The organism is Flavobacterium sp. I-STPP5a, assembly GCF_009764685.1.
GTDB lineage: Bacteria > Bacteroidota > Bacteroidia > Flavobacteriales > Flavobacteriaceae > Flavobacterium.
This window is the reverse complement of the sequence record NZ_VHLM01000010.1, coordinates 159,334-183,493: the sequence shown is the minus strand read 5'-3', so window position 1 is coordinate 183,493 and position 24,160 is coordinate 159,334. Positions and strand designations below refer to the sequence as shown.

Below are 24,160 nucleotides of genomic sequence, written 5' to 3'. Positions count from 1 at the left end.
TATTTTTGAATCATAATAGATCAAATGTTTTATGGTTCTAAAAGTAGGTTTAAGTTAACAGGAATTCATTTTTTTTACTTTGGTATTGTCATAAGGAACAGTAGTTTGCAATGCGACAAAGGATAAAATAGTACTAAAAATAAGAAATAATTGGTAACATTTTAGTAAATGCGATACTAATCTGACTTAACTAAACCAATAAATCATGAAGTTAAAGATTAGTAACTTGAGCAAGACGTATAGCAATGGTGTAAAAGCATTGGATAATTTGAATTTAGAAATAGGAACAGGAATGTTCGGACTTTTGGGTCCTAATGGAGCGGGTAAATCTAGTTTGATGCGTACCATAGCTACTTTACAAAAACCGGATTCAGGTTCCATAGAATTTGATGGAATTAATGTTCTTGAAAATCAAATGGAATTGCGTAAAATTTTGGGATACTTACCTCAAGAATTTGGGGTTTACCCTAATATGTCTGCAGAAGATTTACTAGATTATTTTGCCCGATTAAAAGGAATTTCATCTCAAAAAGAGCGAACAGTAATTGTCAAACAAGTATTAGAAGTTACTAATTTGTATGACGTTAGAATGAAGAATGTAAATGGCTATTCAGGTGGTATGAAACAGCGTTTTGGTATTGCGCAATTGTTGTTAAATAATCCAAAGTTAATCATTGTTGATGAACCTACTGCTGGTTTAGATCCTGCGGAAAGACACCGTTTTTTAAACGTACTAAGAGAAATAGGTACAAATCATACCGTTATTTTTTCAACGCATATTGTTGATGATGTAAAAGAATTATGTAATGAAATGGCCATTCTAAATGGTGGAAAAATATTAAATCAAAGTACTCCAAAAGCTGCAACAGCTGAGCTTTCAGGTCAAATTTGGACCAAAATTATTGAAAGAGAAGCTTTAGAGCAAAACGAAAAAGACTTTAATGTAATTTCTTCTAATTACAACCAAGACAACACGCTAAACATTAGAGTGTACAGTCAAGAAAAGCCAAATGAAAGTTTTGTTCAGGCAGAACCTCAGTTAGAAGATGTATATTTTGTTGCACTAAAAAAAGACTTATAAAATGTTTGGAACCTTATTTACTTTTGAATTAAAAAGGTGGCTAAAAAATCCAACTTTTTATATATACGCCGGAATTTTCATGGCATTTTCTATGTTAATGATGGCTAGTAGTCTTGGAATTTTTGATAGTTTTAAAACTACTACGGCCTCTAACGCTATGGCAAATTCGCCTATAGCATTAAACAATATGTTAAACGCATTGTCAGTTTTCATTTATTTTTTATTGCCCTCCATTATAGGTGCGTCCGTTTATCGTGATTTTAAATATAACATGCATTCTATCTTGTTTTCGTATCCATTTAGCAAATGGGATTACTTAATGAGTAAGTTTTTCAGTTCCTTATTAGTTGTTATTTTAATCACCCTTTGCGTTGGTTTAGGTGCTTTTTTAGCTTCATTTTTACCAGGAGTAAATCCACAGTTATTGGGTCCGCATAGTTTTATGGCCTATTTGCAAAGTTATTTGATATTTGTAATCCCTAATTTGGCGTTTTTTGGTGTAATTGTTTTTTCAGTAGTAACAATTACCCGTAATATTTCGGTTGGTTTCATTACTGTCTTACTACTTTTATTTGTGCAAGGTATTGTAAGTAGTTTTACAAAAGAAAATGAGAATCGATTTTTGGTTGCGCTTTTTGATCCTTTTGGTAGTGAAGCTTTAAGTTATTATACAAAGTATTGGACTGTTTACGAGAAAAATGAAAATTTACTACCTTTTAAGGGAGCTATTATTTACAATAGGGCAATTTGGTTGACTGTTTCTATGGTAATTCTAGGTCTTATGTACCGTTATTTTTCATTTACTCAAACAGCATTAACATTAAGAAAAAGTAAAGATAATGAGCGTATTACAAAGAACAATTTTGGTGGAATCACTAAAATCAACTTGCCTAAAGTAGGGTATGATTATTCAACCAAACAAAATTTGAAAACAGCATGGAGTTTATCTCAAGTAGATTTTAAATTTATTGTGAAAAACTGGATATTTATCAGCATAGTGCTTGTGGGAATGCTTTTTATTTTAATTACAGCTTTATCTTCGGGTGCATTTTTTGGAACAGAAACCTATCCGGTTACATGGCAAATGCTCGAAATTCCTGGAAGTACTTTTGGGTTGTTTATCAATATTTTAACCTTTCTTTTTTCTGGGATTTTAATTCATCGTGCTACTACCACTAGAATGTTTCATTTAATAGATGTAACTCCTACTCCTAACTGGGTTTTACTTTTGTCAAAGTTTATGGCCATTGTCAAAATGCAAATGGTGTTACTTTTAGTAATTATGTTTTCGGGGATTTTGTTTCAGGTGTATAAAGGTTATTTTAATTTTGAAATAGGTCATTATCTATTTGAATTGTATGCCTTAAAATGGATCGAATATATAATTTGGGCATTAATGGCAGTTCTTATTCAAACATTAGTTAAAAACTATTTGTTAGGATTCTTTATCCTTTTACTTTTTTACATCGGATTAAGTTTTCTGCCGGCAATAGGGGTTGAGCAACTAATTTATCAGTTTAATAGTGATACGGGTTATAGTTTTTCTGATATGAATGGTTATGGTCACAGATTGTCATCTTATTTTCTCTATAAAATATATTGGTTAGCACTTGGAATTATTTTCTTTGGTTTAGCATTGCTTTTTTGGACTAGAGGTACGGTACAATCTTTTAAGGGTCGTTGGTCTGATTTTAAAATCAGATTTACAAAGCAAATTGCATTGCTACTGGTAGCGGCAACATTCGTTTTTTTAGGAATTGGTGGAGCGTTGTATTATCAAGATAATATTTTAAACGAAAATAAAAGCGGAAACGAACAGGAGGTAGAAATTGTAAATTGGGAAAAGAAATACAAAAAGTTCGAGAACAAAATTCAACCAAGAATTACAGATATTAAAATTGATATGGATTTGTTTCCAGAGGAACGCAATTTTGTTGCTAATGGGAAATACATTTTAAAAAATAAATCAACCCAAGTAATTGACTCCATTTTTGTAGATTATAAAGAAGGAACCCAAGTTAGTTTCAATGTCAAAAACAAGCTGGTTTCTAAGGATACACTTTATAATTTTAACATCTATAAATTAGAGCAAGCGTTGCAACCTGGTGATTCTATCCAAATGAGTTTTGTTATTAAGAACAAGCCAAATACTTTCTTTAAAAATAACTCTCCCGTTTTATATAATGGAACGTTTATTAATGAGGAAATTTTTCCTTCTTTAGGATATTCAGCTAAAAGTGAATTGATAGATGATGATGTTCGAAAAAAATACGGGCTGAAACCAAAAGATCGAATGGCTAAACCAACAGATAGTATTGCTAGGAAAAACACTTACATCAGTTCTGATGCGGATTGGTTAACATTTGAAACCACAGTAAGTACCTCTGGAGATCAAACAGCTATAGCACCTGGGTATTTAAAAAAGAAATGGCAGAAAAACGGACGAAATTATTTCCATTATAAAATGGATAAAAAAATGCTTAATTTCTATGCTTTTAACTCTGCTCGATATGAGGTTAAACGAGACAAATGGAAAAATGTAAACATTGAAATATATTACCACAAAGGACACGAATACAACTTAAATCGAATGATTGCAGGTGTAAAGAAATCCCTAGAGTATTATACTAAAAATTTCAGTCCGTACCAGCACAAACAAGTTCGAATTATTGAATATCCTAAAACACAAGGTCAATTTGCACAATCATTTGCTAATACGATCCCTTACTCTGAAGCCATAGGTTTTATAGCTGATGTAAATGACGACAATCAAGACGCTGTTGATTATCCTTTTGCAGTTACATCACACGAGGTAGCGCATCAGTGGTGGGCTCACCAAGTTATAGGTGGCAATGTTCAAGGGGTAACATTACTCTCTGAGAGTTTGTCAGAATACAGTTCATTAAAAGTTTTAGAGCATACGTATGGAAAATCTAAAATGCGACGGTTTCTAAAAGATGCACTAGATAAATATTTGAAACAACGAACTTTTGAAAGCAAAAAAGAACAGCCTTTAATGTTTAACGAAAACCAACAATACATTCATTATGAGAAAGGATCATTGGTATTGTATGCCTTAAGTGATTATATTGGAGAACAGAAAATGAACAATACCTTAAAGAGTTATATAAGTAAGGTAGCTTTTCAAGATGCTCCCTATACCAACTCAATAGAATTGGTAAACGAATTTAAAAAAGCAACTCCAGATTCGTTACAATATGTTATTAATGATATGTTTGAGACAATAACTTTATACGATAACAGAATTAGTAATGTGACTTCTAAAAAAATGCCTAATGGCAAATTTCAAGTTACGATTCAGTTTGAAGTTTCAAAGTATAAAGCTGACGAGGAAGGAAAAAGAATCTTCAAAGATCCTAAAGGAAAAACATTAAAGTTCACTAGGAAAGGTGACAAGTATCCTACAGAATCGTTTCCTTTACAAGACTATGTAGAAATTGGAATTTTTTCGGAGCAAACCATTAAAGGAAAAAAAACAGATAAAGAATTGTATCTAAAAAAATTAAAAATTAATACTATTGATAATAAAGTGGTGTTGATGGTGAACGAAAAACCAACAGAAGTTGGCGTTGACCCTTACAATAAGTTGATCGATGCAAATTCTGATGATAATAGAAGGAAATTGTAAAAAGAAAGCGAAGTCTATTTAGATTTCGCTTTCTTTTTGACTAAATTTATTTTTCTTTCAACAATTTAATTTGATTACATGAAAATGAAACCCATTGTAACACTAACCATAAACCCTTCCTTAGATAAATCGACTCATTTTACTGGACTTATCGCTGAGCAAAAAATTAGATGCGGAAAACCGCGCTATGACGCTGGTGGTGGCGGTATAAATGTATCTAAAGCCATTGCAAAATTAGGAGGTGCGTCCAAATGCATTTTTACTTCTGGTGGTTCTTCCGGCGAATTGCTCGAAGAATTAATTACAAAAGAAGGTTTGCAACTTGAATTGATAAGAACGAAAAGCTGGACACGAGAAAATTTTATTGCTTTTGATTCCGAAACACAATCGCAATACCGTTTTGGTTTTCCCGGAAATGAGTTATCTCCAGCTGAACAAGATGAAATTTTGCAAAAAGTAAAAGATTTAAAAACAGATTATCTTGTCATTAGCGGAAGCTTAAATGAAGGATTAGCAACTGATTTTTACCAAAGAATAGCCCAAATAGCAAAAGCTTCTAACATCAAAGTTATTGTAGATACATCTGGTGAACCGCTGGAAAAAGTGTTAGAAACAGGAGTCTACTTGATTAAGCCCAACATTGGCGAATTAGCAAAATTAATTGGTGTAGATCGATTAGAATTACCAGAGGTTGAAAAAGCGGCTAAACAATTAATAGTAAATAAAAGTGCTGAAATTATAGTAGTTTCACTAGGAGCTGATGGAGCCATTTTAGTCACTCAAGACGAAACTCATTTTGTTCAGGCGCCAAAAGTAGAAAAGAAAAGCACCGTAGGAGCTGGTGATAGTATGGTAGGTGGCATGGTGTGGGCATTGTCTCAAAACAAAACTTTAAAAGAAGTTATTCAGTGGGGAGTTGCTTGTGGTTCTGCAGCAACTATGAACGAAGGAACTCAATTATTTAAAGTAGAAGATGTGATGCGATTATTGGAGCTGTTTCAGAACAAATAGGTTTTACAGTCCAGAGAAAATAGTATCACTTGCCGTTGACTTTAGTCAAGGGTTTTAGGTTTAATGTTTTTGCAGAACAAATAGGTTTTAAATTAAAGAGAAAATAGTATCAATTGCCGTTGACTTCAGTCAACGGTTTTAGATAATGTTTTTGCAGAACAAATAGGTTTTAAATTAAAGAGAAAATAGTATCAATTGCCGTTGACTTCAGTCAACGGTTTTAGATTCAATTATTGATTGGCTTTAGCCAAAGGGATTGTGCTAATTGGTTTAAAGCCAGAAAAAAATCTCTATTTTACCTTTGGCTAAAGCCAAAGGCAATTGAACTCATCGAATGTTTGTGAAAACAAGATTCAAATCATCTATGCTTTAAATTTTCTAAAGGACTGAATCATTTCATAGATGCTAGAGGCGATAACTATTTTGCCAAAAATAAAAAACAAACCAGCTTAAAATTTTGTTCGTTTTAAATCTTATATTTCTACCAGACCATTAAAAAACACTACTGATGAATGTTAAACTTGGAATGTCTTCAACTGAATTAATGCAATAAAAGTTTATAGTTGTTATTTTTATTTCTTTGCCAATAAAACTGCTTGTTGTAACTCAAAATCATCTATGATCTCCATAATTTAAAATAATTACTCTGCCAAAAATAAACAGAAAAAACCTGACAATTTTTACATCATCAGGTCTTCTCTATATTTTTTGTTCTTTATTCTATTTTCTAAAAACAAGATTAATCATTCAATTTCAACACCCTTATAAATACAACTTCATCTACTAGCGCTAATTTATAACTTACAAAAGGTTTTGGTCAAAGGTGTTCCATCATTTTTGTATAATAGGAATGTGAAATATAGATCTCTTATTTGATCAAAACACTACTTCTTTCAAAGTATAAATTTATTTAAACAAACTAATGTTAGTGATGTAGGATATTCTAACGGTTGGATTACTTTCTTGTAACGTATTCGTGTAATTCCAAATGTTCTGATGGATATAGCTCAGTTGAATTTGTTGGTTTTTATCAATATTATAGCCTAAACCTCCAATAATTCTATTTTGATTGAAGAACGTTTTTCCAGCATTGGAACCAATATTGAAAAAAGCTTCATCGCCTAGAATCCCGAATAATTTTACTTTGTCCTCTTTCTTAGTTAAAGTATAATTCATCAAGAACATATATCGCAATCTGTTTCTATAATCGTAATGATCAATGGAATATTCTGTACCATTTTTTACTGCAATTCCAACAAACCTATTTTCATCTCTTAAACGATGCGTGAATTTAAATTTCCCATTCGAGTGAACAAAAGTTCCTTGAATCCAAACATGATCTTCAGGAATGTCTGTTTTGTTTAAAGCCGGACTTCCATATACATACGTGCTGTAATGCGAGTAACCAATGCTACCATTGAATTTTTTAGAAAACTGATAATCAAAAGAGGGTCTCACAAAATATTGTTGTTTTTCTGAAACTCCGTTGGCATATCGCATAGTGGCTTCTAGTGTAAACGATAACTTTTGGCTTAACATGTTTTTTCCAACATAATGAAACCAAACATCGTTATTACTTGTTTTTACTTGTGCGTTTGAACTATTTGGCAACAGAATTCCTATTAGCCCAACGAGAGCTACTAAGAAATTACTATATTTTTTCATTTGTTAATTTATAAAATTTAAATTTTTTCTTGAAGATTTTGGATGAGCCGAGAAAGCCGTATGGTTTTCTAATCCTACAATGGTTATTTTTCCTCCATTCGATTCATAATCATGAACAAAATGTTCTAAGTTTTCCATAACAGAATTGTCAACAAGCTTAGTATTTTTCAAGTCGATGGTAACATTAAATCCGTATGGGATTTCTTCTAATTTTCTTTTAATTCCTAAGAAATTAGTGAAAATTGCCGCTTTGCTAATCGTAACTAAATACTCATTTCCTTCGAAAGAGACCTCAGTTGGCGCTTTAAAAAATGATGAAATTGGAGTTCCGTGTAATAAGTGAATAATCATGTTTAAAACCATACCTGCAGCAATACCCACTAATAAATCTTCAAACAAAGTAAAGAAAATAGTCACTAAAAATATGGCTAATTGTTCTTTTCCAATTTCAAAGGTATGAATGAATTCTTTTGGATGTGCTAATTTTATTCCAACCGTAACTAACATCGCTGCTAATGCGGCATTCGGAATCATTTCTAATAAAGGAGAAGCGACTAATAAAAATGCTAAAATGAAAAAACCATGAAAGAAGTTTGCCCAACGTGTTTTCCCGCCATTGTTCACATTGGATGAGCTACGAGCTACTTCTGCAATCATTGGCAAACCACCTAAAAATGCAGCAAAAACATTTCCAATTCCAACCGCAATTAAATCTTTATTAGCGTCCGATTTTCTTTTGAAAGGATCCGTTAAGTCAATAGCTTTTACGGTTAATAAACTTTCAAGCGTTCCAACCAAAGCAAACATAATGACGAATTTGATAAAAGTTCCTGTTTGTGAAATACCAGCAAAACTAGCATTGAAATTAATATTATCTACTAAATTTCCAATTTTTACCAAAGAATAAGTAGGTTCAGTGTGTGCGAAATCCATGTATAATTCGGCAGGAATAGCAAATAATAAAACTACAAGTGGTGCTGGAAACATTTTGATATACTTGTTTTTGATGTATGGCCAACCTAACATAATAGCTAAACTCACCACACCAATAATAGTCGCTTTATAGTCTAAATTCATAATGAAATTCGGAATATTAGCTAGTAATTCCAACGGACCTTTTCCTTTTGCAAGTGTAGGATTATCGTTTAATAATACTGGAATTTGTTTGGCAATAATAATAATTCCAATGGCGGCTAACATACCATGAATGGCTGAAAGCGGAAAGAAATCGGCAAGTTTTCCCAATTTTAAAACACCAAATAAAATTTGAACTAAACCTGCAATAACCATTGCGCCTAAGGCTAATTTCCAACCTAAAATTGGATCGCCTTTTCCAAATTCAGCAACAGCACCGGCAACAATTACAATTAATCCAGCTGCTGGGCCTTTTATGGTTAATCGTGAACCAGAAATTAAACTGACTAATAAACCACCAATAATGGCAGTAATTAATCCCATAATTGGTGGAAATTCTGATGCTTTGGCAATTCCTAAACTTAAAGGAAGCGCTAATAAAAATACGATAAAACCAGATATGGCATCTGATGAGAAATTTTCTTTTAATCCCGCAATTCCGTCTGCAGGGATGAATTTTTTTATTTTTGAGTTCATATAAATGAATGTGTTTTTATTAATAATTTAAATATTTACGAAAAGTCTATAATCTTATTTCTTCTTATGATGATTTATAAGGTAATTCGTGATAGGTTTTAATGTGTGTTCCCAAGAAAAGTCTGGTGTAAATTCTAACGCCAGCTATTCCAGAAACCACAAAACTACTTGCCACTAAAAATGCTAAAACTACTTGGTGACTTTCAATATGGCTAAACAATAAATCTTCGCCAATAAAAGTGGAAGTAATTGGAAAACCTGTAACGCCAAGTGCTGCTAATAAGAAAAAGAAAGCAAATTTTGGATGTTCATAAACGTGTCCAGAATGTTGACTTAATAAAATTCTCTTTTCCATTGTTTTTAATTTCAATAAAGCGATGTAACCAATAATTCCCGCAATTACAATTCCTGTGATATAAAGGGATATTTCATAATAGCTTACTTTTTCGTTAAACAAAATGGCTAACACAATCCAGAAATGATTAAAAACAATTAGTAACCAAGCTACAAACGGACTTTTTCTTTCTGAAAAGGCTTTGAAAACAAATACCAATCCAATTGCAGCGAAAACTTCAGGTAAATAATTAGTCACGTAACTTGGAATTGAATTCTTGTAATACAAAGTGATGCTTCCGGCTAAATACGTGCTTAAAAACAAGAAGAATAATTTTCTTAGGTTTAAGAAATTTAATTTGTTACCAATTGTATTCAAAGGATTCCAAAGGAAAATTCTAATTATTTTTTCCAAGTGAAATTCGTTGATACTTAAAACATATAAAGCATTTTCTAATTTTTTAGGAAGGATGCTTTTGCTTACTTGTTTAGGTACGAAATTGTAAAATTGTTCTCGGATTAAATAACTTACCACAGATGGTGAAACCAATAATTGATAAGTTCTTAAAAACGCATTTCCAGTGATATGAAATAAAGCTAATGTTTCGAATCCTAAAGCAATTTCAATAAATATCAATCCAATTTGAGAAATCGAACTATAGGCAATTTGACTTTTTACGGAGGATTGTACTCTTGCTATTAATGTGGTAATGATACTTGTGGTGAATCCCATTACGCCAATAGCAATTCGCATTGAAGTTTGGTGTTCCCAAAAAGGCATGGTTCGTAACATTAAAAAAGCACCTAAATGCACCGAAAGTGAACCGTAAAAAATAGCACTTGATGGCGTAGGACCTTCCATTGCTCTTGGTAACCAAGAAGAAAAGGGAACTTGAGCTGATTTTACTGCAGCCGCACATGCCAAACATAAGGCAATGAACGATCCAATTAAGGTGTGATTTTGCAAATGTTCGTTGACCAATTCGTAATTGTGTAGTCGGATAAAAGTGATGTTTTCATGAAACAAATGATGACTAGCCCACATCGCTAAAATAATTCCAACATCTCCAATTCTATAGATTGAGAATACTCGGAAAGCATTTTTCACAGGCAAATAACGTTCTCTGTAAAAACCAATTAGTAAGAATGATGAAATTCCAATAATTTCCCAACCGATAAATAAGGTTTCAAAATTTCCTGATAAAATGGCTAAATTATATCCAAAAAAGAAGAATAAAACTGTGATAAAAAAACGTTTGTATCCTTTTTCTCGATGTAAATAATAGCGACTATATGTAGTTATCATTGAGGTTAATAAAGCACCGATGAATAAATACACCGCGGTTACTTTGTCGAAATAAAAATCTATAAAGAAGTCGTAGTCATTTGTTTTGACTAACGATACTTCGAATAGGTTTAAGTCTTTAGCGCCATTTGCTATCCAGTAAATTATAAAAGCACACAACACTAACAACTGCACAAAAACCGTTGTAAATGCCGTCCAAGATAACCAAGATTCTTTCTTTTCTGGAATAAAGAAACTAATCAAAAATCCTACAATAGGAATAATGATAAATACTAATAAAAATTCATTTGTCATCATCTTATTTTAGTAGCGTTATGTTTAAATTTTCCGAACTCGTTATCGCATATTCCAAAGAATTTTCGATAGTTTGAATGTTAAATGCAACGGGTTGGTAAATTTCAAATTCACCATTCACAAAACGATATAGTTCCTTAGTTTCTGGATGCAAGGCAACCAAGTTCACCCAATTATTGATAAACCATTCGTAAGTTGCAGGAGATTTTGTTATGGCATATTTTACAATTTCAGGAAAATGTTCTACTACAATTAATAATCGTAATGGATCGTGAACTTCAATCATTTGACTAGGTAAACCTGGTCGTAAATCGCCATCAATTCCATTGGCAACTCCAATTAATCCCATAACATTATGAGGCAATTTGGAACCCGCACCAAGTTTGTGATTGTCGACTCTAGAAAAATAATATTCTAAATTAATTCCGCCACCAACAGGAGCTACGGCATTTAAAATTCCAGCTAAATAATCGCCTTTTGGATCTACTTCATAATCAAAAGAATTCATGAATGAACGTCTGTCTAGAAACACATGATCCGAAACACTTCTTCTTCCCACAATACACATGGCATTTGTCGCGTGATTTAATTCAGGTCGAGGTTCAAATAGTGAAACCGAACGATTTTTTATTTTCTCATGCACTTTTGAAATGCTAAGGTTAGAATCAATTGTATCAAATCGTCTAGAGCGTTCTTTGGCATTATTTGCTAAAGCGTCTGTGAATGTTTTGCTGTTTTCTTTATGTGAAAAAGCGTTTACTACAGAAAGTAATGCTTCATCGTAAAAAACAATTTCATCTCTAGTGGTATCATGTAAAGCGGGTAAAAACTGCGTTTCGTTTGGAATTAAAATACCTCTTTCAGCCAAAATTTCACGAACTTTTACATGATTTGCAGCGAAGCTTAATACTTTCGCGTTTACGCTACTTGGTCTTCCGCTACATGCACCGCAATCGTAACCGGCAAAATGGGTGTTGTTTACGCTAGTTGCGCCGTGGCCAACCACATACACAAGAGGTGCGAAGTTTTCCACTAAACCAATACTTTTTAAAATCCCTTCCACTCTGTTTGCCATTTCTTCCACTGAAAAACCAACTTGTAAACCTCCAATAGTTTCCTTTGGATTGGTGTTTTCAATAATTAATTGCGATTTCTTATTCAAATGTTTAAATGAAGAAGAAGTGGCTGGTGACATGCTCGGTTTAAAAATATTTAAAAACAATTTAAACGCTGAGGTATACCCTAAAGTTTGAGAAATAAGCCAACCAAATACTAAAGAATGCGATTTCTTATGGTAATGATAATCTTTAGCGCTTTTCTTTTTTCTCGGTAATTCTTTAATTAAAAATTTTGGAGTCACAGGTGCTGGACATAATTTGGTAAAGAACTTTCCATTTACAGGTTGATAGAAAAATTCGAAATTAAAAAATGCCGCTACGCCAAAAGTTTTTACACTTGGTTCTAAAGCTTCAATATGTCTACGCAATGAACATTCTCTGTCGTCCATACAAAAGAAAGCTTGAAATTTTGTGCTTTCCCCTGAGGTTTTTACACTTGTTTTATGTTGTAAACCTGTTAAGGCTTGGTTGTAAAAGGTCCATTCAAAAGCTTCTTGCCAAATGCAAAGCACTTCAAAATATTCTGAGTAAGCCGATTGAGAAAATAAATTTTCAGCTTCAAATGTGATTTTGGTAATTAGAGGTTCCCAGTTCTCACCAAATTTTTTATCTAATGCATCAATCTCTAAAAGTAACTCGAAAGTAATAAGTTCTTTTAAAGTTATTTTTCTTTCATCTAAAAGTGAAGTCGGATTGCTTTCTAAAGTGGCAATCATACCGCTCCATCCAGGATGAGAAAATTGTTGATCAAAGAGATAATTTTCAAAATACAAACCGTCTCCAACTAAAATTTGAAGTAATTTATAAATGGAAGTGTCTTCTTCTAGTAATTTCTTAACTCTTGCCGTTGAAAAAATACTAAAAACACCATTTTTATCTAATTCTTTTATAGAAGCTAAAAACCCGTCTTGATGAACAGGAAATGCCCAAACAGAAATGCCTTGATCTAAATAACTACATAAGATTCTAAAAAGAATACCGTGAGTAGATTTGTCTAAGTTTATGGCATATTTCTCTTTCCATAGACTTCTAAGTTTTCCAATTTTTGGATAAATGGCTTCGTCGTAATTTTTATGCAGAACATTTTCTTTCCAAGATGAAAAGTTATCTTCTCCTTTTTTCTGATAAATAATTTTATCTAGAATTGCCTCATTTATTTGGTTGTTTTTTAACTTATTTCTAAAATCAGAAAGAGGTAAAAATGTTTTGTAACCAAATATTTCAGATGATTCTTGTAAGGCAGTAAAGAAATCTTTATCCTGAAAAGCATGTAATGTGTTATGATGCACAAAGTCTTTCAACGGATTTTGTGCAGGTAGAAAATGCGAAAGTTTGTGAAGAGTTGCTTCTTCCACAAATCGCAATGAAGTTAAATTCATTGTATTCTAAATTAAGTTAATAACAATATTTATTTGCTTGTTTAGCAAACAGTTATAAATGTTATATTAACTTAAATTAAGCTTCCAGTTGCAGAAAAGATCGTATAAAGGAATACTCTTTTGTAGGATACAAAAAAGTGTTTTATTGTAGATTTTTTGATTTTTGGAATATGAAAATAAACCAAAATTAGAACTAACTCCAGTGAAACATTTTTCTAAATCATCACCAAATTCAACATCTTCTTCAATGTCAAAATTGATAAATTCAAAATCATTTTCAATTTCATTTAGAGCAGAAAATCCATAAGATTTTGCGTGCTCTACTTTATAATTCTTAGAATTGGTACTGACTTGCGGTGTATTATTTCCATACGAAAAATTCCCACATACAAAGTATGTGAGAATTGTGAGTAGGAATAATATTTTTTTAATCATTGTAATAATAAGTAGTCGTCAAGCAAAACTATTAAAAAAAAATAATAAAAGCGTATAATTATATTTTTAATCATTCAACTTTAACACCGCCATGAAAGCTTCTTGAGGAATTTCAACATTCCCTACCAATCGCATTCTCTTTTTACCTTTTTTCTGTTTTTCTAATAATTTACGTTTACGAGAAATATCTCCTCCGTAACATTTTGCTGTAACGTCTTTACGCAATGCTTTGATCGTTTCACGCGCAATAATTTTAGCACCAATGGCCGCTTGAATCGGAATGTCAAATTGCTGTCTCGGAATCAATTCGCGCAATTTCTCACACATTTTTTTACCAATGTTGTAGGCATTACTCTCGTGTATCAACGCAGACAAAGCATCTACAGATTGCGAGTTCAATAATACATCAAGTCTAACTAATTTCGATGTACGCATTCCTATTGGAGAGTAGTCAAATGAGGCATACCCTTTAGAAACCGTTTTCAATCTATCGTAAAAGTCAAATACAATCTCGGCTAGTGGCATGTCAAAGTTCAATTCAACACGCTCTGTTGTCAAGTAAGTTTGATTGGTAATGACACCACGTTTTTCAATACACAAACTCATTACGTTACCCACAAAATCAGCTTTAGTGATGATAGTTGCCTTGATAAAAGGCTCCTCTACACGGTCTAAACGTGAAGGTTCTGGTAAATCAGATGGGTTATTAATGATAAACGGTGTTTCCGGATCTTTTTTGGTATACGCCAAATACGAAACGTTAGGAACCGTCGTGATTACAGTCATGTCAAACTCTCGCTCCAATCGTTCTTGGATAATTTCCATGTGTAGCATTCCTAAGAATCCACATCGGAAACCAAAACCTAAAGCCGCTGAACTCTCAGGCAAAAATACAAGCGAAGCATCGTTCAATTGTAGTTTTTCCATCGAGGCACGCAAATCTTCATAATCCTCTGTATCAACAGGGTAAATACCGGCAAAAACCATTGGTTTTACATCCTCAAAACCCGTAATCATATTTGTTGTTGGCGTTTTTGCATCCGTAAGTGTATCACCTACTTTTACTTCTTTCGCCTCTTTAATTCCAGAAATTAAGTACCCAACATCACCTGCTGAAATCACTTGTTTTGGCACTTGATTGAGTTTCAAAGTACCTATTTCATCAGCAAAATATTCATTGCCAGTAGCCATGAATTTAATTTTTTGCCCTTTTCTAATTTCTCCATTTACTACTCTAAAAATAACCTCAATACCTCTAAACGGGTTGTAATGAGAGTCAAAAATCAAAGCTTGCAAAGGCTCGTCAACATTTCCTTTTGGAGCAGGAATTTTTTCAATAATTGCTGCTAATATATTTTCGACACCAAAACCAGTTTTTCCAGAGGCGTGAATAATATCCTCTAGGTCGCAACCCAACAAATCAATAATATCATCGCTCACCTCTTCAGGGTTGGCACTTGGTAAATCTACTTTGTTTAAAACCGGAATAATTTCCAAATCGTTTTCTAAAGCTAGGTATAAATTTGAGATCGTTTGTGCCTGAATACTCTGCGCTGCATCCACAATCAAAAGCGCACCTTCGCAAGCCGCAATGGATCGAGAAACTTCATACGAAAAATCAACGTGTCCCGGAGTGTCAATTAAATTCAAGATGTATTCCTCACCCTTGTAGGTGTACTCCATCTGAATTGCGTGACTTTTAATTGTAATACCACGTTCACGCTCCAAGTCCATATTGTCAAGCAATTGCGCCTTTTCTTCACGAGCAGTTACAGTTTGTGTAGCACCTAGTAAACGGTCTGCAAGCGTACTTTTCCCGTGATCAATATGTGCAATAATGCAAAAATTCCTTATGTGTTTCATTTTCCGTTTATATCAAATTTATTTTGGGCGTGACCACAAGGGTCGGGCTATCCGTTTCAAGTCCTCGTCTCGTCAAAAAAAACGAGACTGTGGGCTTTACACTACTATCCCTCACGCAAATACCAGTTTATTTTAAAATACTTGACAACTACTTGCTGTCTTCCGCTTAATCTCAAATGTCACGCTATTACTAATCTACGACAATTAATCTGCAAATATAAGCTAAATTCAACAGTTTCAAATACCAGAATACGTAAACTAATCGCTTTAATACTAAGTCTTTCTTCTTTCTTCTTTTATCCTTTCATCTAAAAAACGTAATTTTGCACTAAAATAAATGAAGATGATCAAGATTGGCAACATAATATTACCGGATTTCCCCTTACTTCTTGCTCCAATGGAAGATGTCAGCGATCCGCCGTTTCGTAGATTGTGCAAAATGCATGGTGCTGATATGATGTATTCCGAATTTATTTCTTCCGAAGGTTTAATTCGTGACGCCATCAAAAGCCGAATGAAATTGGATATTTTTGATTACGAACGACCTGTTGGAATCCAAATTTTTGGTGGAGATGAAGAGGCAATGGCCTTGTCTTCTAAAATTGTTTCTACCGTAAATCCGGATATAATTGATATTAATTTTGGATGCCCCGTAAAAAAAGTAGTGTGCAAAGGCGCCGGTGCTGGTGTTTTAAAAGATGTCGATTTAATGATTCGGTTGACCAAAGCCGTTATTGATAGCACACATTTACCAGTAACCGTAAAAACGCGTTTGGGTTGGGATGATAACTCTATTAATATCGATGAGGTGGCAGAACGTTTGCAAGACATTGGTGTTGCTGCATTGAGCATACACGCTAGAACACGTGCCCAAATGTACAAAGGTCACTCCGATTGGTCACACATTGCCCGCGTTAAAAACAATCCAAGAATTACAATGCCAATTTTCGGGAATGGCGATATTGATTCTCCAGAAAAAGCATTACAATATAAAAATGAATACGGGATTGACGGAATCATGATTGGTCGTGCCGCTATTGGTTATCCTTGGATTTTTGACGAAATCAAACATTACTTCAAAACAGGAGAACACTTATCAAAACCTACCGTTATTGATAGAGTTGAGGCCGTGCGCAATCACCTTACTTGGGCCATGGACTGGAAAGGAGAACGATTGGGAATTGTGGAAACCCGCCCGCACTACACGAATTATTTCAAAGGAATCCATTCTTTTAAAACCCACAAACAAAAATTAGTAACGCTAGATCGCCCCGAAGAGTTATTTGCTGCTTTAGATGAAATTCAGGACGCTTACGCCGGTTATGAGCTGGTTTAGTTTTAAATCTTATCTTTGATTGTAAGACTGTTCCTCACGCAACCCAATAGTAAAGTGGATACTACGCCACAGTTTTTTTGTACAACAGTGTACTCGCAACAGTTACAGACAACACCTTATAAATTAAAATTCTCTAATTAATGCGTGAATATTGGTATAGCAAATTTAAGTACTGGAAAAACCACTTGTTAATTTGTAAAAATAACCATTAATGTTGGAATGCAGTAATTATTATCGCCCTGAATAAAAGAATCAGAAACAATTATACAAAATAAACGAAGTGCTTTACAGCTTTTTAATAATAGAAAGAAAAAAATAAGTCAATTTTTTCGAATATTATTTTCTATGCTGCTCTTTCAAAGGCTATGTAATGGCTTAACTCTCCTTTGTTATTAAATACAGGAAATCCTTTTATCAAACAGGCGTAGACTTCTCCATTTTTCTTATAATTCATTACTACATTCTCAAAAGGTTCTTGAGCATCTATAGCTTTTTTAATCTCGCTTGATGTAATTTTATTAGTAACTTTACCTTGAAACATTTTTGGGCTTTGACCAAGGACTTCCTCCTCAACATATCCGTTCATTTTCACAAGATTGTGTGAAGCAAAAACAATTTTGAGATTCGCATCGGTAACAATAACAACATCATCTCTCAAAATAGATTGCAAATCCCAATCGGTATTTTTCCATTTATTACGTGTCGCTAAATCTTTTATTCTAGCTGTATCTATAAAAGTATTTTGTAAAACCTTAGTGTATTCATGGTGAAAATCAAAGGAATAAAGAGGCAAGGTCTTTATGCGCATGCAACTATAAAATCTTGCATTTGCAGCGTCGTATTGTGATAAATTACTCATGGTGTTTACATTATTGGTCAAAAGTATATTTATTTATAATGAAAAAATATTATTTTACCAACTTTAACCATTGTTCAACTACAAATGAGTGTTTAGAATTCAAATTTTAATTGAACTACTACAAATTTTTTTTCATCGGTGTTTAAGTTATTCATTGAAATCCCTAATAGCCTTACCGAATTTTTAAGCCGTTCTTGATACAATAATTCTTTAACAATTTCTAAAATAAGAGATTTATCCGCAATAAAATAAGGTAACGTCTTGCTTCTTGTTTGTTGTGTAAAATCACTGTACTTAATTTTTAAAGTCACCGTTTTACCAGAAACGTTGTGTCTTTTTAATCTTTTTTCTAATGAGGATGCAATCATTTCTAATTTTTCTATCATAAAAATTTCTGATGATAGATTGATATCAAAGGTATGCTCTGCTGCCACGGACTTTGCTATTCGGGAACTTTTTACAGGGCTATTATGTATTCCTCTAACCACATCATGATAATAGCTGCCCATTTTACCAAAATGTTTTTCTAAAAAGGCTACTGATTTGTCTCTTAGCTCAAGTCCGGTAAAGATACCAAGTTGATACATCTTCTCAGTAGTAACCTTACCAACTCCATAAAATTTTCTAATAGGCAAAGCCTCAAGAAATGAAATGACTTCATCAGGTTTAACTGTTTTTTGGCCATTTGGTTTGTTATAATCACTAGCAACTTTTGCAACAAATTTATTAATTGATATCCCTGCCGAAGCGGTAAGTCCTACTTCATTATAAATTCGAGCTCTAATTTCTTGAGCTAATAAGGTTGCACTCGGATTTCCCTTTTTGTTTTGGGTTACATCAAGGTAGGCTTCATCTAGAGATAATGGCTCAACAAGATCTGTATAATCGTAAAAGATTTTTTGGATTTGTTTTGAAATCTCTTTGTACCGATCAAAACGTGGTTTAACAAATATAAGATCAGGACAGTTTTTCTTAGCTACAATACCACTCATAGCACTTTTAACGCCAAACTTCCTAGCTTCATAGCTTGCTGCAGATACTACGCCACGCACCTCCGAACCACCAACTGCAATAGGTTTTCCTCTTAAGGCAGGATTATCCATTTGTTCTACCGATGCATAAAAAGCATCCATGTCTACATGGATAATTTTTCTATTTGACACTTCTTCTTGCATCTAAGTTGCACGTTATACAATTACTTAAACTTTTTTATGACTATCATCCTTAGCATTATCTATTTGTAAATAGTTTTCAATAACGGCGGTTTTATTTTTACTCTCCGTTGGGAAAAAGAAACTTAAAGGTTTCGATCTAAAATGTCTCCAAATAGAGATCGCTATAGGCCTCAACTCTAACCAAGACATTCCTCTAGAACGAAAAGCAAGACCTAGGGAAAGACTAAAACTAACAAGGAAATTGATTAAACCTATAATTCCGATACCAAAAATACCCCAAAATACCATAGTTTGACTTACTTGATAATTAGACCCATATAACGCTAAAGCAAGATTACCACTAGCAAAGGTAATGTGTCTAATGTCTAAATTCAACCCTACAAACAACCCAAATGAAGCTGTGCTACCCATGAAAATACCAAACCAAAAATTTGAAATAATACCAGCCCAGCGTTTTTCATATAATTTTGATAATGCCAAAGTCTTCTGGATGCCCAAATTTCGTTTTAAAAAAGGATTCTCAGCAATTCTATAATATACCTGATTGTGCTTGTCCCTATTTGCAACACTACCTGAAATAATACCCGATAAAAATAAGAAAACACCCGCTATAGCGGCATGCAGGATCGCTAAAGAATGTATTGGACTTAAATCTTGAACTAAGTTTTCCCATTTTGATCCAGCAATATTATAATTAAAATAATAATCTATGATCCATATACCAAATAACGAAACCGGAAATGCCATAAGAACGTTTCCAACAAACGCTATAAATTGAGAACGAAAAACACGTGCAAATAAAATGGAAAAAGCCGTATATTTTTCTATTTCTCTCCCTTTTTTGAAAGCACCATCCTCTAAAGCCTTTATTAATGCTGATGCTGTCATTGCAGGCTGCTTTGTGGCTAATGTAAATCCCAAAACATAAATTAAGAAAAATCCAAATGCATAATTCATACTATACAAAAAAGCATGACCAAAAAGACTAGTTTCTACTTTTGAAAGAGCAATCTTAATCAAACACAATATTCCTACTACAAGACCACCTCCTATTGCAGTCCGCAACATCTTAAAATATTCTTTTCGGGTTTCGGTTATGTAGTGCTCACCTGTTTTAGCCGTATGCTGAGTGATTTCATAAGATAAAAGTTGTGTACTCTCGGCAATAAATTTTCGAATATTACTCTTATAACAATTAAACTGAATTAATTGTATACCAAGTCGTATTGTGTTTGTTGTAGTTCCATTTACATCCGAAACAACTGTCAAGGAAATAAGAAATTCCAAACGTTCTAACTGTTGTTTTATTTTTAATAAATTTTGGTTCACCCGCAACGATATCCCAAACTTACTACTATTATGAAACGCCTTATTTACAAAATCAAAACATTGTTTATGCAGGACTAAAAGTTGTTGATAAAACAAATCATCAGGGGTTAAAAAACGTTCCTTTAATTCTAATATTCGATCCTCAATCAAAAATAATTCTTTTTCAAAAGCAGAAAAAGGACTTTGTAATTGTTCATATTCAGGAACCATTTTGATCACTTCCCTTTCCATGGCACGTCCACTAACACGTTGCGTTATAACATGCATGGACATCATAACCTCAGACAAGGCAAAATTAGCGGGTCCTGGATCATAAATAGTTTCTAAATCTAATAAATTAAATAAATGCTCTAACTGAATGATTGGAATAGTACTAATCCAATCTCCATCTGTTGGCAAATAAAATATTTGGTTCAAGACAAACTCTAAACTATCTTTTTCTGGTTGAAAAGGAAGAAACTTAGCTATAATTCGTTTCTTTAATTCGAAAATAAAATCTACATCTTGCAATATAGCTGCGTCCGAAAGTACCGAATTGAACTTTAAATCCTTTAAAACTAATTTCAAATACAAGGTAAATTGTTCACCAAGAGATGGATTTTGTTCTAAAAAAGAAATAAATTCCTGCAAGTCAACTGTTTTGTTTACGTCTTTTTTTGAAGGCCTTAGGATACTTACCAACTGTACCAGGAGTTCATAAGACAGATTAGGAATAAAACCGCTAGAGTCCTTCTCAAAAAAATTTCTGAAAGTGGTTTCGAACGTTGGCTTACCTTTAGGTTTTGAAAAAAATTTCATGACTTGGAATTTATGTAAATTTACAATTCATAAAATAGAATGACGATTTCTTTGATAACAAAAATCAATACCCAATGCGATAAACTACTTTGACAGTAAAAAAAAGTACAATTCTATATCGAACATAACAAGTTCAACTAAAAAACGATACATTTGAATTGCTAATAACAAAAATGCTATGATTGAAATTGAAAGAAAATTTATTGTAAAAAATCAATCCTTTAAAGAAGAAATTCACACAAAAAGCATTGTATCTCAAGGATATTTAAGTTCAAATCCTGAACGTACGGTACGAGTAAGAATTAGAAACGATAAAGGATACCTTACCATAAAAGGAATTTCTAACGAATCTGGGACATCAAGATATGAATGGGAAAAAGAAATACCACTCCCAGAAGCCAAAGAACTATTTAAATTATGCGAAAAAGGAGCCATCACAAAAACACGATATGAAATCCCGTTTGCAAATCATACGTATGAAGTAGATGAATTTTATGGAGATAATGAAGGGCTTATCATTGCAGAAATCGAATTGAGTTCTGAGAACGAAAAATTTGACAAACCCAATTGGCTTGGAGATGAAGTCACAGGAGAACAACGCTACTATAACTCTAACTTAAGTATCTTACCTTTTAAGGAATGGTAATTTAATTGTTTAACACTTCAAGTGTAACAAGCATTCCACCACTACCTTTATTAGAGGCAATTTCCATAAAAGCTCGTTTGGTTAAATCAATTTCTCTTGATCTAACAAAGGGACCCCGGTCTATAACTTCTACAATTACTGACTTACCATTTTTTTCATTAGTCACTCTAACTTTAGTACCAAAAGGTAACTTTTTATGAGCTGCTGTTAGCTTAGAGTTATCAAATCTTCTACCGCTAGAAGTTTTCTTTCCATTAAACTTATCAGCATAATAAGAGGCATGTGATTCTTTTTTATACAACTTGAACGTACCTAAGGTAGCCATCATTGAATCGGCTTTTTTCTCCTGAATATTGGTAATGGTTCTATCTTTTTTTATGGAATCTTTTTCTACAGGACCCTTATTACTAGACACTTTAAGAGAAACCCCTTTAGTATTTAACATACTTTGCTTACTTGGCGTGGCTGTTTGACTGACAGCAATACCAATCATAGTAATAAAAATGATTAAAGTAATTGATTTTTTCATGTATTATGTATTAGTTGAACAAAAATTGCAAAAACCATACCTAGATAAAAAAAGCTCTATTTCTAGAGCTTTTACAGGTTTTTACAACCATAAATTCCATGGTATTCTACTTAAAATAAGAAGCAAACCAATACCGTAAAAAATAGAAAACGTTTTAAATTTAGACTCGCTTGAAACTAATTTTTTATGTTTAGACCAACCTATTGTAATAAGAACAATGGCAATAATATTGATTAATGGATGCTCTAGAGAAGTTAAGCGTAGTGCCTTATCCTGCATCTGCCCCAAAGAGTCCAAGCCTAATGGGGAAACAAAATACAAAATAATTCCAACTAGTAATTGAATGTGAATTGCAATCAAAGCAAACAGTGCTATTTTACGATCTTTTGCAGTAAATTCTTTTTTAGAAAACAATCCTATTGCAGCGTTTACAACTGCAACAACTAGAATTAAAAGCGCTAGATAAGCCCAACCAGAATGAAATTTTTGAATAAAATTGTACATAAATTTTGTTTTTGTTTTAACAAATATAATAAAAAAAGACATAAAAAAACCACTAATTACTGAAAGTAAAAGTGGTCTTGAAAAAATGATTTATTAAAAAACTGGCCAAAATAAATCTTGACCAGTTAGCTTCAATTTTTTATAAAAGCTACAAAGTAGTTGGTTGCAATACTCTATCTAGCACTTGAATTACTCCATTAGTTCCTTGAATATTAGTAACTTTAATATTAGCATTGGTAGTTCCCACAACACCATCTTTAATTTTAACGGTACCTAATAAAATTGTAAATCTATTTGGAGTGAACAATGTTGACACAGAAACATCAGCTGTAGCAGTAGATGAAGTAAATGAAGTTGCTGAACTTGAAGTTTTATTCCCGTTCTCCAAATGATATCTTAAGATATTTGTAACCTGCGCATCTGATTTACCAACTAAATAACCTGCAGTTGCAGTAGCGGCTGTAAATGCAGCGTTGTCAGGAGCGTAAACAGTTACAGCCGAAGAACCTGTAGCTGCATTAAGAGTAGCTAACACAGAAGTCTGTTGAGCAGACGTAACTACAGCCAATAGAGAAGATAAATTTGGATTAGACTTAATTTGATCAATTATAGTTGGCAATTTTAATATGTTGTCAATACTGTGTAATACACCATTATTCCCTACAGCCAGATCAGCAGTAACAATCTTTGCACCACCATTAATTGCTCCTCCGTTTAATATAATATCATTTCCAGATTTACTAACATACAAGTTTAAGTTTGCACCTGATGTAGCAGTTGACGTAGTTTTAATAAATCCAAAAGTTTTGAAATAACCACCTGCTACTAAATCATTCGATTTAGTTCCTAAACCAATTACATGATTCTGCAAGATCAATCTTAAGGTTGCGATTGCAACGTTATCTGCTGGTGCAGTCAATGCGTTAATTCCTGCACTAGTATAACCAGCTGCAGTAAAAGCAGCATTTGTTGGAGCAAAAACGGTATAAGAACCTGCACTACTTAAAGTAGTTTCTAAACCGGTCTTCTTCAAAGCATCTACTAAAATACTAAACTTTGCTGGATCTGCTTTTGCTATTTCAACAATAGATTTTAAAGGAGCAACCTCTTTAGGCTCATCAGTTGAACATGAGAAAGTCGTAAGAGCAACAACCAAAATGGCTACAAAAGACAGAATTTGATTTTTTATTTTCATGATAATTTTATTTTATTTTATGTTCGTGTATTGTGTTACTGTAA

Annotated in this window: 17 protein-coding genes; 5 read left to right on the top strand and 12 right to left on the bottom strand. The window is 33.0% G+C overall.

Annotated features, from left to right (window positions below):
- Positions 1 to 205: 205 nt before the first annotated feature.
- The 3 genes from FJV36_RS02235 to FJV36_RS02225 all read left to right on the top strand — a co-directional run bounded on the left by FJV36_RS02235 (position 206) and on the right by FJV36_RS02225 (position 5,741).
- Positions 206 to 1,081 carry an ABC transporter ATP-binding protein gene (locus FJV36_RS02235; RefSeq protein ID WP_086455109.1) on the top strand — a complete coding sequence of 292 codons (876 nt, stop codon included), beginning with the start codon at positions 206 to 208 and terminating at the stop codon, positions 1,079 to 1,081.
- Between the two features lies 1 nt (position 1,082).
- Complete coding sequence (locus tag FJV36_RS02230; protein WP_158730298.1) at positions 1,083 to 4,730, top strand: M1 family aminopeptidase; 3,648 nt, start codon at positions 1,083 to 1,085, stop codon at positions 4,728 to 4,730.
- A 78-nt stretch (positions 4,731 to 4,808) separates the two neighbouring features.
- Positions 4,809 to 5,741, top strand: a complete 933-nt coding sequence (locus FJV36_RS02225; RefSeq protein WP_158730299.1) for a 1-phosphofructokinase family hexose kinase — start codon at positions 4,809 to 4,811, stop codon at positions 5,739 to 5,741.
- A gap of 906 nt (positions 5,742 to 6,647) precedes the next feature.
- Here the strand turns inward: FJV36_RS02225 and FJV36_RS02220 are convergent.
- From FJV36_RS02220 to lepA, 6 genes are all read right to left on the bottom strand, one after another.
- Positions 6,648 to 7,406, bottom strand: a complete 759-nt coding sequence (locus tag FJV36_RS02220) for a DUF2490 domain-containing protein (RefSeq protein ID WP_158730300.1) — start codon at positions 7,404 to 7,406, stop codon at positions 6,648 to 6,650.
- Between the two features lie 3 nt (positions 7,407 to 7,409).
- Positions 7,410 to 9,017, bottom strand: a complete 1,608-nt coding sequence (locus FJV36_RS02215; RefSeq protein ID WP_158730301.1) for a SulP family inorganic anion transporter — start codon at positions 9,015 to 9,017, stop codon at positions 7,410 to 7,412.
- A 64-nt stretch (positions 9,018 to 9,081) separates the two neighbouring features.
- Positions 9,082 to 10,953 carry a proton-conducting transporter membrane subunit gene (locus FJV36_RS02210; protein ID WP_233264617.1) on the bottom strand — a complete coding sequence of 624 codons (1,872 nt, stop codon included), beginning with the start codon at positions 10,951 to 10,953 and terminating at the stop codon, positions 9,082 to 9,084.
- Between the two features lies 1 nt (position 10,954).
- Positions 10,955 to 13,447 (bottom strand): YbcC family protein, encoded by a 2,493-nt coding sequence (locus FJV36_RS02205; protein ID WP_158730302.1) that lies wholly within the window; start codon positions 13,445 to 13,447, stop codon positions 10,955 to 10,957.
- A gap of 66 nt (positions 13,448 to 13,513) precedes the next feature.
- Positions 13,514 to 13,882 carry a hypothetical protein gene (locus FJV36_RS02200; protein ID WP_158730303.1) on the bottom strand — a complete coding sequence of 123 codons (369 nt, stop codon included), beginning with the start codon at positions 13,880 to 13,882 and terminating at the stop codon, positions 13,514 to 13,516.
- 66 nt (positions 13,883 to 13,948) lie between these two features.
- A complete protein-coding gene (lepA, locus tag FJV36_RS02195; RefSeq protein ID WP_158730304.1) occupies positions 13,949 to 15,745 on the bottom strand; it encodes a translation elongation factor 4 in 1,797 nt (598 codons plus the stop codon).
- A 343-nt stretch (positions 15,746 to 16,088) separates the two neighbouring features.
- Here lepA and dusB point away from each other — a divergent pair, with 343 nt between their 5' ends.
- A complete protein-coding gene (gene dusB / locus FJV36_RS02190; RefSeq protein WP_158730305.1) occupies positions 16,089 to 17,081 on the top strand; it encodes a tRNA dihydrouridine synthase DusB in 993 nt (330 codons plus the stop codon).
- A gap of 343 nt (positions 17,082 to 17,424) precedes the next feature.
- Here dusB and FJV36_RS02185 read toward each other — a convergent pair whose 3' ends face one another.
- The 3 genes from FJV36_RS02185 to FJV36_RS02175 all read right to left on the bottom strand — a co-directional run bounded on the left by FJV36_RS02185 (position 17,425) and on the right by FJV36_RS02175 (position 21,242).
- A complete protein-coding gene (locus tag FJV36_RS02185) occupies positions 17,425 to 17,940 on the bottom strand; it encodes a PAS domain-containing protein (RefSeq protein WP_158730306.1) in 516 nt (171 codons plus the stop codon).
- Positions 17,941 to 18,032: 92 nt separating this feature from the next.
- Positions 18,033 to 19,115: a DNA polymerase IV gene (gene dinB, locus FJV36_RS02180; protein WP_158980816.1), complete on the bottom strand. Its 1,083-nt coding sequence runs from the start codon at positions 19,113 to 19,115 to the stop codon at positions 18,033 to 18,035.
- Between the two features lie 24 nt (positions 19,116 to 19,139).
- Positions 19,140 to 21,242 (bottom strand): recombinase, encoded by a 2,103-nt coding sequence (locus FJV36_RS02175; protein ID WP_158980814.1) that lies wholly within the window; start codon positions 21,240 to 21,242, stop codon positions 19,140 to 19,142.
- 178 nt (positions 21,243 to 21,420) lie between these two features.
- Here FJV36_RS02175 and FJV36_RS02170 point away from each other — a divergent pair, with 178 nt between their 5' ends.
- On the top strand, positions 21,421 to 21,888 hold the full coding sequence (locus FJV36_RS02170; protein WP_158980812.1) for a CYTH domain-containing protein: 468 nt from the start codon (positions 21,421 to 21,423) through the stop codon (positions 21,886 to 21,888).
- A gap of 1 nt (position 21,889) precedes the next feature.
- Here the strand turns inward: FJV36_RS02170 and FJV36_RS16615 are convergent, their stop codons facing one another.
- The 3 genes from FJV36_RS16615 to FJV36_RS02155 form a co-directional block, all read right to left on the bottom strand.
- Positions 21,890 to 22,417, bottom strand: coding sequence for a septal ring lytic transglycosylase RlpA family protein (locus FJV36_RS16615; protein ID WP_347752954.1), 528 nt, complete (start codon positions 22,415 to 22,417; stop codon positions 21,890 to 21,892).
- An 81-nt stretch (positions 22,418 to 22,498) separates the two neighbouring features.
- Positions 22,499 to 22,921, bottom strand: a complete 423-nt coding sequence (locus FJV36_RS02160) for a hypothetical protein (RefSeq protein ID WP_158730310.1) — start codon at positions 22,919 to 22,921, stop codon at positions 22,499 to 22,501.
- A 148-nt stretch (positions 22,922 to 23,069) separates the two neighbouring features.
- Positions 23,070 to 24,116 (bottom strand): fasciclin domain-containing protein, encoded by a 1,047-nt coding sequence (locus tag FJV36_RS02155; RefSeq protein WP_158730311.1) that lies wholly within the window; start codon positions 24,114 to 24,116, stop codon positions 23,070 to 23,072.
- Positions 24,117 to 24,160: the final 44 nt, after the last annotated feature.

Coding starts and splice junctions, on each gene's coding strand:
- FJV36_RS02235 (WP_086455109.1), top strand. CDS start 206: ATGAAGTTAAAGATTAGTAACTTGAGCAAGACGTATAGCAATGGTGTA.
- FJV36_RS02230 (WP_158730298.1), top strand. CDS start 1,083: ATGTTTGGAACCTTATTTACTTTTGAATTAAAAAGGTGGCTAAAAAAT.
- FJV36_RS02225 (WP_158730299.1), top strand. CDS start 4,809: ATGAAAATGAAACCCATTGTAACACTAACCATAAACCCTTCCTTAGAT.
- FJV36_RS02220 (WP_158730300.1), bottom strand. CDS start 7,406: ATGAAAAAATATAGTAATTTCTTAGTAGCTCTCGTTGGGCTAATAGGA.
- FJV36_RS02215 (WP_158730301.1), bottom strand. CDS start 9,017: ATGAACTCAAAAATAAAAAAATTCATCCCTGCAGACGGAATTGCGGGA.
- FJV36_RS02210 (WP_233264617.1), bottom strand. CDS start 10,953: ATGATGACAAATGAATTTTTATTAGTATTTATCATTATTCCTATTGTA.
- FJV36_RS02205 (WP_158730302.1), bottom strand. CDS start 13,447: ATGAATTTAACTTCATTGCGATTTGTGGAAGAAGCAACTCTTCACAAA.
- FJV36_RS02200 (WP_158730303.1), bottom strand. CDS start 13,882: ATGATTAAAAAAATATTATTCCTACTCACAATTCTCACATACTTTGTA.
- lepA (WP_158730304.1), bottom strand. CDS start 15,745: ATGAAACACATAAGGAATTTTTGCATTATTGCACATATTGATCACGGG.
- dusB (WP_158730305.1), top strand. CDS start 16,089: ATGATCAAGATTGGCAACATAATATTACCGGATTTCCCCTTACTTCTT.
- FJV36_RS02185 (WP_158730306.1), bottom strand. CDS start 17,940: ATGAGTAATTTATCACAATACGACGCTGCAAATGCAAGATTTTATAGT.
- dinB (WP_158980816.1), bottom strand. CDS start 19,115: ATGCAAGAAGAAGTGTCAAATAGAAAAATTATCCATGTAGACATGGAT.
- FJV36_RS02175 (WP_158980814.1), bottom strand. CDS start 21,242: ATGAAATTTTTTTCAAAACCTAAAGGTAAGCCAACGTTCGAAACCACT.
- FJV36_RS02170 (WP_158980812.1), top strand. CDS start 21,421: ATGATTGAAATTGAAAGAAAATTTATTGTAAAAAATCAATCCTTTAAA.
- FJV36_RS16615 (WP_347752954.1), bottom strand. CDS start 22,417: ATGAAAAAATCAATTACTTTAATCATTTTTATTACTATGATTGGTATT.
- FJV36_RS02160 (WP_158730310.1), bottom strand. CDS start 22,921: ATGTACAATTTTATTCAAAAATTTCATTCTGGTTGGGCTTATCTAGCG.
- FJV36_RS02155 (WP_158730311.1), bottom strand. CDS start 24,116: ATGAAAATAAAAAATCAAATTCTGTCTTTTGTAGCCATTTTGGTTGTT.